Genomic DNA, 14,161 nt, shown 5'->3' with positions numbered 1-14,161 from the left:
TAAGGGGCAAATAATGGATTATACTATCGAAAATGAAATTCTTAAGGTTACGGTGTCAAGTCACGGGGCAGAACTCCAGAGCGTCATTGGCAAGCATATTGGCAATGAATACATCTGGCAGGCTGACTCGGAAGTCTGGGGCCGGCATGCTCCAGTCTTGTTCCCAATCGTGGGCAAGCTGAAAAACGATGAGTACAGCTATCAAGGTAAGAGCTACCACATGACCCAGCATGGTTTTGCCCGTGACATGGAATTTGCCCTGGAAGAGCAAAGCAAGGAAAAGCTGACCTTCCTTTTGACGGACACGGAAGAAACCAGAGCCGTCTATCCCTTCAAGTTTGAATTCCGGGTCAGCTACGAGCTTTTGAACAACATGATCAAGGAAAGCTTCCACGTCACCAACAAGGGTGAAGGGGACATGATCTTTGGCGTCGGCGGCCACCCAGGCTTTGCCCTGCCAGTTGAAGATGGGGTCAAGAAGGATGACTTTTACCTGCAGGTCAACCCGGCAAAGCCGCGGGCAATGGTGCCGCTGGAAAACGGCCTGCTCAACTGGGAAAAGCGGTCCCTAGCGCCAACTGAAAGCATGATCACCATTACTGACGACCTGTTCAAAAATGACGCCATGGTGCTGGTGATGCGGCACCCGGACAACAAGTTCTCCATCAAGACGGAAACCAGCCGCTTCCATATCAATGTCAGAACTGACTCCGCACCATACGTGGGTGTTTGGTCCCAGTATCCAAAGACCGGCAATTACGTCTGCATCGAACCTTGGTGGGGGATTGCTGACCTCACTGATACCGACGGGAACCTGGAAAACAAGAAGGGGATGAACCGCTTGGCCAGTGGGGAAGACTTTGAAGCCAGCTTCCGCATGTCCTTCCACAGCAAGGTCCGGAGCGAATAAAATAGAGAAAAGCAAAAGTGATTTTTTGCATGAGCTGCCTGAAGCGGGCAGCTTTTTTTATACCCAAAAAGGTCAAAAATATTCTGAAAGCGGGAACAAAAATCAAACGATTTGGACTATAATTAGGGCATAAAGTATGTGTTTGTAAGAAATAGTTGAATTGTGTTTTGGAGGAATAAAAAATGAAGAAGCTGTACAGCGCCCTCGCGGCAGCCGCTTTGACTCCCCTTTGCCTTTTAACGGGCCAGGTAAGTCAGGCCAGTCAGGCAAGCGAATATAATCCGGAGGTCAGAAACTTGCAGGTACGGGAAGGCAACTACCGGATTGCCCGGGACCTGGTCAAGAATGCCAACAAACTGCCAGCCAACACGGTTTATGAATTCGTGCCCGAGCCCAATTTCGCCAAGGCGGGGACCTATCAGACCAGGATCCGCCTGCTTTACCCGGACAACTCAATGGAGACCAGCCAGCAAGTGACCGTCAGCGTTTATGACCATGCTTGGAAGGCTAAGAAGACGGTCAAGAAGCATAAAAAGGTTAATAAGAAGAAGGCCAAAAAGCGGGTAAAGGATGCCAAGCGCTACCAGGCTAAGGTGACGGGGAAGACGACTGCTTTTGGCCAGGCTTTTAAGTCAAAGCGCCTGGTCACCAACCGGGCAAAATTGCCGAAGAAGACCAGCTTCCGCTTCGCCAGAGTGCCAAACTTCAAGCGGGCCGGGACTTACTACACGGCCGTATTAGTCACCTATCCAGACAAGAGTCAAGAATATACTCGCCAGGTCAAGGTGACGGTCAAGCGGCAGACGGACAAGAGCAAGTACCAGCCGAAGATCAAGGGCAAGACCGTCGCTTATGGGGCAAAATTGACTGCTAAGTCCTTAATTAAAAACGCCAAGTCCTTGCCTAAGAAGAGCAAGTACCGGCTCTCGCAAAAGATCAACACTAAGCAAGCAGGGACTTACTTGGTCGCTGTCAAAGTGACTTACCCGGACAAGAGCTGGGAAGTGACGCCTTTTGTTAAAGTCAAAGTCAAGCGGCAGACAGACAAGGCCCGCTACCAGGTCAAAGTCCGCTCAGGAGTGGTAAAGGCCGGGCAGAAATTGACTCCGGCTCAGCTGGTAACCAACCTTTCCAGTCTGCCAAAGAAGAGCAAGTTTGCCTTCACTGCCCAGCCAAATTGGCAAAAGGCTGGCAGCTACCGGACCAAAATCCAGGTAACTTATCCGGACAAGAGCAAGGAGACCAGTGCCTTTTTGACGGTAACTGTTAAAGATCCAGCTGATTCCACCCGCTACACGCCGGTCCTTTTGGCTGCCCAGACGCAAGCGGGCAAGCCAATCGCGGCTTCCAGCTTGATCGCCAACTTTGCTTCTTTGCCTGACGGCAGCCAGGCCAGTTTCGTAACGGCGCCAGATTTTGCCAAAGCAGGCAGCTATAAGACCCAGATCAAGGTGACTTACCCGGACAAGTCGACCTGGACCAGTTCTGAATTCATTATTGAAGTTGCTGCTCCGGCCGCAAGCACACAGAAAAACTGATATTTTTAAGAATATTTTTCAAAATCAAGACTTTTCCGGTCTTGATTTTTTGTTTTTTAACCTGCCTTTTTATAGGAACTTTTGTTATAATAGCGGTTAGTAAGCGGTTACAAAGGAAAGCGTAAAAGATCAAGAAAACATGGGGAAAACAATGAGGAAAATCAAATGTGAGCTTTGCGGGCAAAGAGATTTATTAAAGGAGGGCGGGCGTTTTGTCTGCCAGTCTTGCGGGGCAGCCTATTCAGCCAGTGAACTGCGCCGGCAATTTGACTTGAAAGACCTGGCAGAAATTTACGCTGAAGCCAAGCAGGCCTACCGGGCTAAACGCTTTAAGCAGGCCAGGCAGCTTTACCTGGCCCTGGCAGATGAAGGGGACCAGCAGGCAGCTTTTTACGCTGCCCTTGCTGGCAGCCAGCTCGATTCCGCGGCTGATTTTGCCCCACTTTTGGGTCAGCTGCGGGCGGCTTTGGCAGCCAGCCGGAAAAGTGGGGGAGAAAGCTACTTTGCTTTTGCCAGCCGGGCTCTGGGTGAAGTGATCGTCTTTGCCCTGGCACTTGAAGAAGAATACGAAGAAGATTTCCAAAAGCAGGCTCAGCGCTTGGAACTGAGCTCTAGGCAGACTTTAGAGAAGGCCCACCGGAAGATGCAGGAAGAAGCAGGCCGGGCCTGGCTCTTGATGAGCCGAGCAGCCCACCTCTGCGTTGGGGAAAGTGATGATTTGGCAGCAGCCAATTCATACTTTTGGGAACTGATCGATGCCATTATCGATGACTTGAGCATCAACCAGAAGCGGGGCACGATTGTCATCGGCAATGTAAATGAAGAGAGAGCATATTTTGCAGGCTTGAAGGCCGAGGAAAAGGCCAAAAAACTGGTCAATAGTTAACTTTTTAAAGTGATCGCGGGAGAAAGCAAATTTTTTGTAAAAAAAGGCTTGCCAAGAATTAAAAAGTTAAGTATCATATAACTTGATCGGGGGATGCGAGGAGCCGTCCCTTGGTTGAAGTTTGAGATTGCGTTATAGCCAAGTGGTAAGGCAACGGTTTTTGGTACCGTCATGCGCTGGTTCGAATCCAGCTAACGCAATTGTAAGGAAGACACCCAGCTGGGTGTCTTTTTTGTTTTTCTGCTTTACTAAATCACCTGCCTTGACCGGATTCGGCAGGAAGGATAAACTTATTACTTAAGTTGATTAGATTTTTTAGAAAAAAAGATGAGGTAAGACCGTGAACGGATTAATCAAAGCAAGCGATGTCAATCAAGCCGGCCATTTGCAAATTGCCGGGGTAGATGCCCTGGAACTGGCGGCCAAGTACCAGACTCCCCTGCAGGTGTTTGACGTGGGCAGAATCCGGCAGGCAATTCGGGCCTTCAAGCGGGTCTTTGAAGAAGAAGGAGTAGACTACGAAGTCAGCTATGCCTCAAAGGCTTTTTCCTGTCTGGCTATCTACCAGGTGATCAATGAAGAAGGCGGCCATACCGACGTCGTTTCCGGCGGGGAACTCTGGACGGCCATGAAGGCGGGCTTTCCCATGGATAAGGTGAGCTTCCACGGCAACAACAAGAGCCGGTCAGAACTGGAATTAGCCGTTGATCAGGGAGTCGGGGTAATTATTGTCGACAACTTCCATGAAATCGACTTGCTCAGCCAGGTTCTGGAAGAAAAAGACGCAAGCAGCAAGGTCATGCTCCGGGTTACTCCCGGCATCAGCGCCCACACCAACGAATACATCCAGACTGGACAGGTTGACTCCAAGTTTGGCTTTGACATGGAAAGCGGCCAGGCGGACCGGGCTTTAGAACTTGTCTTGGCCAATCCCCGGATGAAGATGGCCGGTATCCACGCCCATATCGGCTCGCAGATTTTTGACGTCCGAGGCTTCGTGGGCTGCGCTGACAAGCTCTGCCAGCTGGCCACGGCCTGGAAAGAAAAGTATGGCTATGAAGCTGACATCTTGAACGTGGGTGGCGGCTTCGGCATCCACTACACCGACCAAGACCAGCCGCTTCCAGCTGAAGAATTTGTCCGGGCCATCGTCAAGGAAGTCAAGAACAAGTGCCAGGAGAGCGGCTTGAAATTGCCGGCTATCTGGATTGAACCAGGCCGGTCAATCGTCGGCCCTGCTGGCTGGAGCCTCTACACGGTCGGCTCAAGAAAGGACCTGCCGGGTTACCCAAGCTATGTTGCCCTTGACGGGGGGATGGGGGACAATATCCGGCCAGCTCTTTACCAAGCCGAATATTCAGCTGTTGTCGCTGACCGCCCCCAGGCAGAAGATGAAGAAAGGGTCAACCTGGTTGGCAAGTACTGCGAAAGCGGGGATATTTTGATCAAGTCCTGTCCTTTGCCAAAAACCGAACCTGGCGACCTAGTTGCCCTGTTAAGCACAGGTGCCTATGGCTACTCCATGGCGTCAAATTACAACCGCAATCCCCGTCCAGCCGTGGTTTTCGCTGAAGACGGACTTGACCAGCTGGTGATCAAGCGGGAAAGCTACGACGACTTGATTGCCAATGACTTAAAATACCAAAAATAATCCTGGCATATTTTTAACAAAATAAACTTTTAGCCGGCGCAGAATTAAGAAAATGATTTTTCATTTGAGAAAAAATAGACAAAGTTAGCATTATCTGCCGCTTTGCTTAACAAACTATGCTAAAATAGGCTTAAATGTTAAGTTGCTGTTCTTTTTGATTTGAATGAAGAGGTTTTTCGAATGCCAAAATTAGCGCAAGATTTACTGCCGATTATCAACCACAAGCTTGATGCTGTGGTTCCTTCAGATATCCGCCGTTTTGACAAGTACGTTTCCCAGTTTGACGACGTCGTTAAACTGACCCTGGGGGAACCGGACTTGAATACCCCGGAACACATCAAGCAGGCAGCCATCCGGGACATTGAAAACAATGACAGCCACTACGGCCCGCAGTCTGGTAAGCCGGAACTGCTCAAGGCCATCAGCAAGTACGTTAAGGGCTTAACCGGCGTTGAATATGACCCGGAAAGTGAAATCACGGTGACAGTCGGGGCAACTGAAGCCTTGACCTGTACCTTGTCGGCTCTGTTGAATGACGGCGACAAGGTGATCGTGCCAACTCCAGTCTGGTCAATGTATATGCAGCTGGTCTGCTTGACCGGGGCTACGCCAGTTGAAGTTGACACCTCAGACACCGGCTTTGTCTTGACTCCAGAGAAGCTGGAAGAAGTTATTGAACGGGAAGGCAAGGGGGTCAAGGCGATTATGCTGAACGACCCGACCAACCCAACCGGGGTAACCTACCCTAAGGAAGTCATTGAAGGTCTGGCTGAAGTGATCAAGAAGCACCACATGTACGCCATCAGTGACGAAATTTACTCAGAACTGATCTACGGGGATGCCAAGCACTACTCCTTGTCTATTTATATCCCAGAGAGAACTATCTTTATTTCCGGTCTGTCCAAGTCTCATGCCATGACTGGCTGGCGGCTGGGCTACATCTGCGGGCCAGCTGAAATTATGGCCAGCGTGCGGAAGATGAATGACTTCATGATCACGGTCGTGACCAACAACGTGCAAGCCGCTGCCATTGAAGCTTTGACCAACGGCCTGGATGACCCGAAGGAATTCAGAGACATTTACCAGCGCCGGGTAAACTTCATGGAAAAGGGCTTGAAGAAGCTGGGCTTTGCCATGGCCTTGCCGCGCGGCGCCTTCTACATCTTCGCCAAGATTCCTGAAAAGTACCAGGGTGACGACGTTGGCTTTGCCAAGGCTTTGGCCAAAGACGCCAGAGTTGGCGTGATCCCGGGCAGCTACTTTGGTGCTGGCGGGGCAGGCTACGTCCGGATGTCCTACGCTTCCAGCGATGAAGCCCTGCAAGAGGCCCTTAAGCGGATTACCAAGTTTGTGGAAGCAGAATAATAAATTTTATTAGATTATTAAAGTACGGTATCTTCGCAGAAGCCGTGCTTTTTTCTTTAGCGGCCAAAAAGTGGCGGAAATTACCATAAGGGCTGGCCCTATGTTATTATTTAAATAGTAAGCAATGCCGGGTTTGCGTGACCTATTTTCAAAAGAAAAGACAATATGAAATGATTTCTTCTATAGGATAAAGGAAATAACGTGCCGGGCATGCTCCGAAATCTAGTGAAATGTAGTGATGATAATTATGGGTAAAAAGGCCTCTTTAAAAGATTTGGGAATAAGCACGATTCTGACCAAAGCATGGTGGTCCGTGCTTTATTTAGGGATCTTTGTTTTTGGCAAGCATATTCCCCTGCCTTTTGCCAAAATGCAGACCGGCCAGCCAAATGTTTTGCTCGTGGCAACGGGGGGCGACAGCAGTCAGGCCAGCCTCTTTTCTTTAGGGATCAGTCCTTGGATGTCAGCCATGATCATCACTGGGATGCTGGCTCAGCTCCGTCTGCCGATGATGTCTAAGATGACCGAGAAGAAGATGGACATCTGGCAAAAGACCTTGACCTTTTTCTTGACCGTGATTCAAGCAACGGTGATGCTGCGGGAGTTCCAACTGACCAGCAGCAGCTTTGGCACCCGTCTGGCTGCCGGCCTTTTCCTCATGACAGGCAGCTTTCTGTTGATCTGGCTGAGCGTTGAAAATGACAAAAATGGCCTGGGCGGAATCAGCTTGATTCTGATGGCCAACATGTTCTTTACATTAATGAAGTCTTTTGCCAATGGCCTCATCCCGGGCCTCAGCGCCCAAAGCGCCAACATTGTCCGGGCCCTGGCTCTCTTTGTCATCCTCCTTTTGGGAGTAATTACAGTTATCTTGACCAACGCTGAGCGCCGGGTGCCGGTAACCAAGCTCTTGATCAGCGCGGAATTTGGCTCAGAGTCCTACCTGCCGATCAGAATCCTGCCAGCCGGCTCCATGCCAGCCATGTTTGCCACGACCATGTTTGTCTTGCCAAAATATCTCTTGCAGTTTTTCTACAATTTGTCTTCTTGGAAACTGTTCAAGCAGTTAGCCAATGCCTTTGACTTAAGCCAGGTCAGCGGCCTTATTCTTTACTGCTTAATCCTGGTGGGGCTGACTTACGGCTTTTCATATATCTCAATTGACCCGGTCCAGCAGGCTGACGACATGCAGAAGTCAGGTGACTATGTTCCTGGCTACCGGCCGGGCAAGGAGACGGAAAAATACCTCCGCCACTTGATCAATATTTTTTCTTTCGTCAGTTCGATCTATTTCGTGGTCTTTACTGGTCTGCCGCTGGGCCTCACTCTGCTTGACGCAAAATTGTCCAGCTTGGTCATGCTGCCCAACTACGTCATTATCTTAGCTGGCTTTGGGGCAGCGATTGCTGAGCAGATTGAAGTCCTGCAAATCAGAGGCCAGTACCGGGGGCTGCTTTAGGAGAAGGGAGGAAAAAGGATGTATTATTTCGTGCCATCGTGGTACAGACGCGACCGGACCTGGCTCAGCTACGGGCAGATCTGGTTTTTGAACAGCGGCCTTATTCACTTTGACTTTGACGACAGCATCAACCAGATCAGGATGTTCAAAGATGAGGGGCAGCCGGTCAGAATTCTGACTTTGGGCTACCTGCCCAGCATTGGCAACTTCCTCTTCCGGCACAACATTCTGGACGCGGAAAGCGACAATATTTTTGACCTGATGCAGGGGATTCCGGCCGACCAGGTGGTCAGAAACGTCAACTACCTGGACTTCAACTGGCCCAAGGACTGCAGCTTCGTCTACAATGCCTTCAACATCCTGGTTTACCGGGAAGATGAGCTTTACGCCCGGATCCGGATGGGGGTTACCGGCAATTTGATTCAGATCGAATTTGTCCGCCAGGGCTACAAGTACCGGACCATGTTCTTTGACTGGCGGGGCTTTTTGTCCAGCATCCTCAACTACGACAATGAAGGCCGCTTTGAAAGCCGGGTCTTTCTGAACCCGGAAGGCGAGGAAGTTTTCCGCAACAACAAGGATGATTCGGTGACCATTTTTTCCGCGGCCCAGGATCGCTTTAAAAAGAGCCACTACGACTCGATCACGGACATGATCAGCGAGTATTTGGACAAGTATTTTGCCGAGAATCTAGAGCCTGACGACTCCTTTATCATCGCTGCCAGCCGCCGGCACGACCAGTTCCTTTTGGAAAAATTAAAAGACTACAAGACAGTAATTTCTTATTACGGCCACCGGACTAATTTTGATGACCCCCATGTTTTTGAAACGGCCAAAATGGCCAGCATGGTCATCGCCGATTCCGACTATACGGTCAATTTGATGAAGGAAAACGGAGTTGAGCACGTCGTCCAGCTGCCTCCCCTTGATACGGACTTGACTATGGGTGAAAGCGACCGGGAACGCCTGCTCAAGGTCATGTTCATGACGGGCGGCTTATCTGAAGAAGTGATCAAGCTGGCTTTAAAGGAGCTTTTTGACGTGATGGAAAGCAATAAGCTGGTTGAGATCAACTTCGCTGACTACGCCGGCTTTGACCAGTTTGGCATCCTGGACCGCTTGATCAAAGATGAAATGGCCAAAAGAGACTGTAAGTATCGCTACTGCTTTTTAAGGGCCAACCAGTCCCTGCCTAAGGAAATGGAAGCAGATGACGATGATGAAGAAAACCGGGTCCGCCGGATCAACTATGTCACCATTCACTCGGACACGGACTTGATCAAGATTCTCAAGCCTATGCGGCTCATTGTTGACCTGTCAGCCAGACCGGAAATTTTCCTGCAGGTGGTCGGCATCAGCACTGGCATCCCCCAGATCAACCTGGTTGAGTCCGATTATGTCGATGACGGCAAAAACGGCCTCCGGATTGGGCAGATTTCGGATCTTGCCGGGGCCCTGCACTACTATTTGGACGGGCTCAGCAACTGGAACCGGGCCAAGATGTACTCAGTCGGCAAGATCAACAACTACACGGCCGCCAAGATCGTGAAGGAACTGTCAGACGCGGTAGGAGGGAAGGGTTAATGGATTATTTTTTGCTTTATGGGGTAAAAGAATACCTGCCGCCCGTGCCTGATCGGGAAAACGCCAAATGGTTTCGGGCAGGCTACGGGGAAATGGATGACTTGATCAAAGAGCTGAAAGCAGACAAAAAGCTGGGCTTCAGGGGCTTTCAAGGGGCCTGGCTGATCGACTTGCCAGAAGATGAGGATATACCCGCCCTGGCCAAAAATTTAGATGCCTACACGATCATGGTGGATGATGACTTGAAAGATGAAGAACTGACTGAAAAAGCCGCCTTCTTTTTTAAGTCCAAGCAGGTCCGCTTCGTGCACTTTGCCAGCAACAACCAGGCCTTTGACTGGATCGAAAGCCGTCTGTTTGGCGGCCAGGTCGGCAGCAAATTGGATGTCTCCAGCATGGAAGTCAACCCCCTCTTCAAGGGCAGAGTAGAGTTTAACGGCTTTGAAAATGTCCGCCTCAGCGGGAACTTCGGTGACGAATTCTGGCCGGTGATCAACTGGCGGTGGGGGATGTACTGCGACAAGGACCGGACCCTGGAACTTTGGCCCCAGTTCTTCAAGGATGCCAGCGTGGATATCCGCCTGGCCGTTTATGAGAACAACCCCGGCATTGCGGATAATGTCCGCCGCCGGGTCGTGTTCACGGAAGCTGACATGAAAAAGTGGCTCCTTTTTGAAGGAACCAACCCCGGCTCAATCTTAAACGTCAGCTTAGAAGCCAGAGGCGAAGGCAACTTGACCATGGGCAACATCCACTACCGCTGGTCCAGACGGGGCCTGGGCGCCTTTATCGCGGGCGGGGAAGACTTGGTCGACAGCAAGCGCGACCCTTTGATCACCTACTTTAACCCTGGTGACCTTAAACCGCCACTAAATATCTACTTTTCCGGCTACCGGACGGCGGAAGGCTTTGAAGGTTTTTACATGATGCGGTCCATGAAGGCGCCCTTTATGTTGGTTGGCGACCCCCGCCTGGAAGGCGGCGCCTTTTACCTGGGCAGCCAGGAACTGCAAGAGAAGCTTGTGGCCAGAATCCAGGAAAAACTGGACTGGCTGGGCTTTGACCACCATCAAGTAACTATGTCCGGCCTGTCGATGGGGACCTTTGGGGCCCTTTATTACGGCTCAAAGATTGAGCCAGGAGCTATCGTGGTCGGCAAGCCACTGGCCAGCCTGGGCAAGATGGCCCAAATGGAAAGAGACTACCGCTATGGGATTTTCCCGACGGCTTTAGACGTTTTAAACGCTGGTTCTCCAGATGACAACTGGCGGGGAGACTTTGACGAAAGAGCTAAGGCTTTGGATGACATGTTCTGGACGGCTTTTGACAAGGCCGACTTTTCTAAAACTACCCTGGCTATTGCTTATATGGAGGACGACGACTACGACCCCCATGCCTACCGGGACATTATGCGCAGCTTCAGCCGGCGCAAGCAGGACAGCAAGATCATTGCCAAGGGCTTTCCCGGCCACCACAATGACGCAACCGGCCCCTTGGTCAAATGGTTCAGAACCCAGTATGGGGCAATTTTGAAGGATGAATACGGGCGATAGAGATGCAGAGCATTTATTGGAATGAAAATTGCAGTCCTTTTTGGCGGGGGATCTCCGGCCGGGACCAGCAGAAATACCGGAGCGGCTTTGCTTATACGGGCAGCACGGTCAAAGCGACTGGCCACGCCTATATGTATGGCTCCAAGATCATCCGCCGGGCCAGAGACGACGTCTTCTTTTATAACGGAGCTCTGCCGGCTGGCTCGGTCATCTATAAGTGGGACATGGTCTACAGCTACAGCACCGCCCACGCCATCCCGTCACTTCCGCTTTTGATCAATGGTCGCAAGTACCTCTTCCGGATTCTGGCCGAGGCTGACCAGGAAGCGGGCTTTTACCTGCGCCTGGTGGCTTTTGACCGGGAAGACCACATGGTTAAGCTGCAGATCATTCATGGCCAAGAGGGAATTTTTGCCTTTCCGAAAGAGGCCAACTACTATACGATCGAACTGGTTGGGGCGGGCTGCCACCAGCTGGTCTTCCACCGGATTGACGTGGAAGAGATTACTGATGAGACGGACATCAGCCAGATCGACTGGGAAAAAATGCATGAAGAAAACGAGCACCGGCGGCTCTTGGCGGCCCAGGTAGTCGACCGGTACTTGCGCAGAAGGGAGTAAGGCCATGGCCGCGATTGGAAGTCTGTTTTCAGCGGATTACTGGGATCTGAGGAAGATCCGCCAGGTCTTAAAGAAAGTCAACCGGCTTAAAGAGCCCATGCGGCAATTGACTGATGACCAGCTCAAGGGAAAGACTGCTGAATTTAAAAAGCGGATAAAGCAAGGGGCCAGCGTGGACAGTTTATTGGTTGAAGCTTACGCTGTCGTCCGGGAAGCCGACTGGCGGGTTTTGGGGATGTTTCCCCATGACAGCCAGGTGATGGGCGCGATCGGTCTTAACTACGGCAATATTGTCGAAATGAAGACCGGGGAAGGCAAGACCCTGGTCGCCACCATGCCTCTTTACCTTAATGCCTTAAGCGGAGACGGGGCGATTTTGGTGACGACCAATGAATACCTGGCCAACCGGGACGGGGAAGAAATGTCCCAGGTCTACCGCTGGCTGGGCCTTACCTATGCCACCGGCTTTAGTCTGGAAGGCGAGAAGCTGAAGGTCAAGCAGAAGAAAAAAATCTACAATTCTGACATCGTTTATTCAACCAGCGGGGCCCTGGGCTTTGACTATCTTTTGGACAACATGGCCCAGGAAAAAGACGAAAAGTACATGCGGCCTTTTAACTACTGCATTGTCGACGAAGCCGACTCAGTTTTGCTGGACATGGCCATTACTCCCCTGGTCATTGCCGGCTTGCCCAAGGTCAAGTCCAACTATATCGGAGTAGCTGACGAATTCATCTACTTTTTGTCAGAAGATGATTATGAATTCAACGAAGAGCATAACAATGTCTGGCTGACTGAAGCTGGGGTCAAGAAGGCAGAAGAATTTTTCAGCCTGCCCAATCTCTATGACGGCGAGCATACGGAATTAGTCCGTTGCATCAACCTGGCCTTAAAGGCCCACTGCCTCTTTGAAAAAGAAGAAGCCTACGTGGTCGGCGCTGACGGAGAGGTTGCCCTCTTGGACAAGGAAAACGGGCGGATCCTGGAAGGGATGAAGCTGCAGGCTGGCCAGCACCAGGCTATTGAAATGAAAGAGCAGCTGGATTTGTCAGATGACCAGCAGGCCATGGCTTCAATTACTTACCAAAGTCTCTTCAGAATGTTTAAAAAGCTCTCCGGCATGACCGGGACTGGCTATTCTGCCCGGGATGAATTTTTCAAGATTTACGGGACCAAGGTGGTCCGGATTCCGACCAACCGGCCGGTCATCCGCAAGGACCTGCCAGACCGGATCTATCCAGATCTGCCAAGCAAGCTTTTAGCCTCACTGGAAGAGGTCAAGCGCCTGCATGCCTTGGGGCGGCCGGTTTTGATCATTACCGAATCGATTGCCGTTTCTGAAATCTATTCAGAACTTTTGCTGAGAGAGCAGATCCCCCACAATGTCTTGAATGCCAAAAACGCGGCCAAGGAAGCCACCATCGTCAAAGAAGGCGGTCAGGTCGGGGCCGTTACGGTGGCCACGACCATGGCTGGCCGGGGGACCGACATCAAGCTGGGGCCGGGCGTGGCTGAACTGGGCGGCTTAGCCGTCTTAGGGGTGGCCAAGATGAGCTCCAGAAGAATTGACGACCAGCTGCGCGGCCGGGCCGGCCGGCAGGGCGACCCGGGAACAAGTGAATTTTTCGTTTCCTTGGAAGACGATGTGGTCATCAAGTACGGTCCCTTGTGGCTGGACCGCTACCGGCAAAAGTACCATTCAGAAGACTTGAACCTGACTCAGGTCCATGAACTAAAGAACTGGCGGATCAGGGAGGCTCTTAATTCTGCGCAAGTCAGAAGTGACGAAAGCGACTATGATATCCGCAAGCAGCAATTGTCCATGGGAGCCAGTGACGAGATCCAGCGTGAGCAGGTATATGAGACCCGGAACCAGATTATTTTTTCTGATGGGCTCAATTACGATTTAGAAGGCTGGATGAAGCAGCTTTTCAGCGATTTTGTCCGCCAGCATCCGCGTTTGGAGAAAAGGAAACTGCGCCGTTTTATCTTGGACAATCTTTCCTATGGTTTTGACGATGACTTAAGCCAGCTGGATTTGAATAATTCAAAGGCGGTTGTTGCCTACTTGCTGGCTGTAGCTGAACAAGAACTAAAGCGCAAGGAAGAATACTTTGACGATGAAGCGGAGAAAAAGCGCTTCTACAATCTGGCAGCTTTAAAGGCCATCGATGTCTGCTGGATCAAGCAGGTTGACAATCTGCAGCAACTGCGGCAGATGGTGGCCATGCGGACATCGGCGCAAAGGGACCCGATGAATGAGTACCATCACGCGGCTTTAAGCTCATATAAGAAGATGTGCCGGGAGATCAAGCGGCTGACCATTCGCAATGTATTGATGAGCAGTATCACGATTGACAAGTTCGGAAAAAAGGATGTTTACTATGTCTGAGATTGATAAGCAGGAAAAGCAGAGAAGCGATGAGCAAAAGGATCTCTTGACGGCCCATATGAACAGCCAGCTCAAGGGAGCCAGGAACCAGTACGTCAAGCCCGCCAAGCCGAAAAAGACCATCTACCGGACTTTCGGTTTGGTAATCACGGCGGCGATCATTATCAGTGTTTTGCTGGCGATTTTTAAAATGATCTAGGTAA

11 protein-coding genes and 1 tRNA gene are annotated in these 14,161 nt (G+C 50.9%); all 12 read left to right on the top strand.

What is annotated here, in order from left to right; all coding sequences use genetic code 11:
• Window positions 1–13 precede the first annotated feature (13 nt).
• The 12 genes from ACYVUU_RS06450 to ACYVUU_RS06395 all read left to right on the top strand — a co-directional run bounded on the left by ACYVUU_RS06450 (window position 14) and on the right by ACYVUU_RS06395 (window position 14,157).
• Window positions 14–910 (top strand): aldose 1-epimerase family protein, encoded by an 897-nt coding sequence (locus ACYVUU_RS06450; protein ID WP_439774645.1) that lies wholly within the window; start codon window positions 14–16, stop codon window positions 908–910.
• A gap of 182 nt (window positions 911–1,092) precedes the next feature.
• Entirely contained in the window at window positions 1,093–2,448 is a 1,356-nt protein-coding gene (locus ACYVUU_RS06445) for a Rib/alpha-like domain-containing protein (RefSeq protein ID WP_484500378.1), read from the top strand.
• Window positions 2,449–2,599: 151 nt separating this feature from the next.
• Window positions 2,600–3,334, top strand: a complete 735-nt coding sequence (locus tag ACYVUU_RS06440) for a TFIIB-type zinc finger domain-containing protein (RefSeq protein WP_484500376.1) — start codon at window positions 2,600–2,602, stop codon at window positions 3,332–3,334.
• A gap of 128 nt (window positions 3,335–3,462) precedes the next feature.
• A tRNA-Gln gene (locus ACYVUU_RS06435) sits at window positions 3,463–3,534 on the top strand.
• A gap of 140 nt (window positions 3,535–3,674) precedes the next feature.
• Complete coding sequence (gene lysA, locus ACYVUU_RS06430; protein ID WP_484500375.1) at window positions 3,675–4,985, top strand: diaminopimelate decarboxylase; 1,311 nt, start codon at window positions 3,675–3,677, stop codon at window positions 4,983–4,985.
• A gap of 180 nt (window positions 4,986–5,165) precedes the next feature.
• Window positions 5,166–6,350 carry an aminotransferase class I/II-fold pyridoxal phosphate-dependent enzyme gene (locus tag ACYVUU_RS06425; RefSeq protein WP_484500374.1) on the top strand — a complete coding sequence of 395 codons (1,185 nt, stop codon included), beginning with the start codon at window positions 5,166–5,168 and terminating at the stop codon, window positions 6,348–6,350.
• Window positions 6,351–6,597: 247 nt separating this feature from the next.
• Complete coding sequence (secY2, locus tag ACYVUU_RS06420; RefSeq protein WP_484500373.1) at window positions 6,598–7,809, top strand: accessory Sec system protein translocase subunit SecY2; 1,212 nt, start codon at window positions 6,598–6,600, stop codon at window positions 7,807–7,809.
• Window positions 7,810–7,827: 18 nt separating this feature from the next.
• Window positions 7,828–9,393 (top strand): accessory Sec system protein Asp1, encoded by a 1,566-nt coding sequence (gene asp1, locus ACYVUU_RS06415; RefSeq protein ID WP_484500372.1) that lies wholly within the window; start codon window positions 7,828–7,830, stop codon window positions 9,391–9,393.
• Window positions 9,393–10,946, top strand: coding sequence for an accessory Sec system protein Asp2 (gene asp2, locus ACYVUU_RS06410; RefSeq protein ID WP_484500371.1), 1,554 nt, complete (start codon window positions 9,393–9,395; stop codon window positions 10,944–10,946). Before asp1 ends, asp2 begins: the two co-directional genes overlap by 1 nt.
• 2 nt (window positions 10,947–10,948) lie before the next feature.
• Window positions 10,949–11,566, top strand: a complete 618-nt coding sequence (gene asp3 / locus ACYVUU_RS06405) for an accessory Sec system protein Asp3 (protein ID WP_439775103.1) — start codon at window positions 10,949–10,951, stop codon at window positions 11,564–11,566.
• Between the two features lie 4 nt (window positions 11,567–11,570).
• The gene (gene secA2 / locus ACYVUU_RS06400) at window positions 11,571–13,958 is read left to right on the top strand and encodes an accessory Sec system translocase SecA2 (protein ID WP_484500370.1); all 2,388 of its coding nucleotides are present in this window, start codon (window positions 11,571–11,573) and stop codon (window positions 13,956–13,958) included.
• On the top strand, window positions 13,951–14,157 hold the full coding sequence (locus ACYVUU_RS06395) for a hypothetical protein (protein WP_484500369.1): 207 nt from the start codon (window positions 13,951–13,953) through the stop codon (window positions 14,155–14,157). The genes secA2 and ACYVUU_RS06395 overlap by 8 nt, the downstream gene beginning before the upstream one ends.
• The last annotated feature ends 4 nt before the right edge of the window (window positions 14,158–14,161 follow it).

The organism is Lactobacillus sp. WILCCON 0058 (assembly GCF_057198005.1).
The sequence above is the reverse complement of the archived record's forward strand: the minus strand, read 5'-3'. Positions and strand labels throughout refer to the sequence as shown.

What these genes read in the sequence shown, in the direction of transcription:
- ACYVUU_RS06395 (WP_484500369.1), top strand. Translation starts at nt 13,951, where the DNA reads ATGTCTGAGATTGATAAGCAGGAAAAGCAGAGAAGCGATGAGCAAAAG.
- asp2 (WP_484500371.1), top strand. Translation starts at nt 9,393, where the DNA reads ATGGATTATTTTTTGCTTTATGGGGTAAAAGAATACCTGCCGCCCGTG.
- asp1 (WP_484500372.1), top strand. Translation starts at nt 7,828, where the DNA reads ATGTATTATTTCGTGCCATCGTGGTACAGACGCGACCGGACCTGGCTC.
- ACYVUU_RS06450 (WP_439774645.1), top strand. Translation starts at nt 14, where the DNA reads ATGGATTATACTATCGAAAATGAAATTCTTAAGGTTACGGTGTCAAGT.
- asp3 (WP_439775103.1), top strand. Translation starts at nt 10,949, where the DNA reads ATGCAGAGCATTTATTGGAATGAAAATTGCAGTCCTTTTTGGCGGGGG.
- secY2 (WP_484500373.1), top strand. Translation starts at nt 6,598, where the DNA reads ATGGGTAAAAAGGCCTCTTTAAAAGATTTGGGAATAAGCACGATTCTG.
- ACYVUU_RS06445 (WP_484500378.1), top strand. Translation starts at nt 1,093, where the DNA reads ATGAAGAAGCTGTACAGCGCCCTCGCGGCAGCCGCTTTGACTCCCCTT.
- ACYVUU_RS06440 (WP_484500376.1), top strand. Translation starts at nt 2,600, where the DNA reads ATGAGGAAAATCAAATGTGAGCTTTGCGGGCAAAGAGATTTATTAAAG.
- ACYVUU_RS06425 (WP_484500374.1), top strand. Translation starts at nt 5,166, where the DNA reads ATGCCAAAATTAGCGCAAGATTTACTGCCGATTATCAACCACAAGCTT.
- secA2 (WP_484500370.1), top strand. Translation starts at nt 11,571, where the DNA reads ATGGCCGCGATTGGAAGTCTGTTTTCAGCGGATTACTGGGATCTGAGG.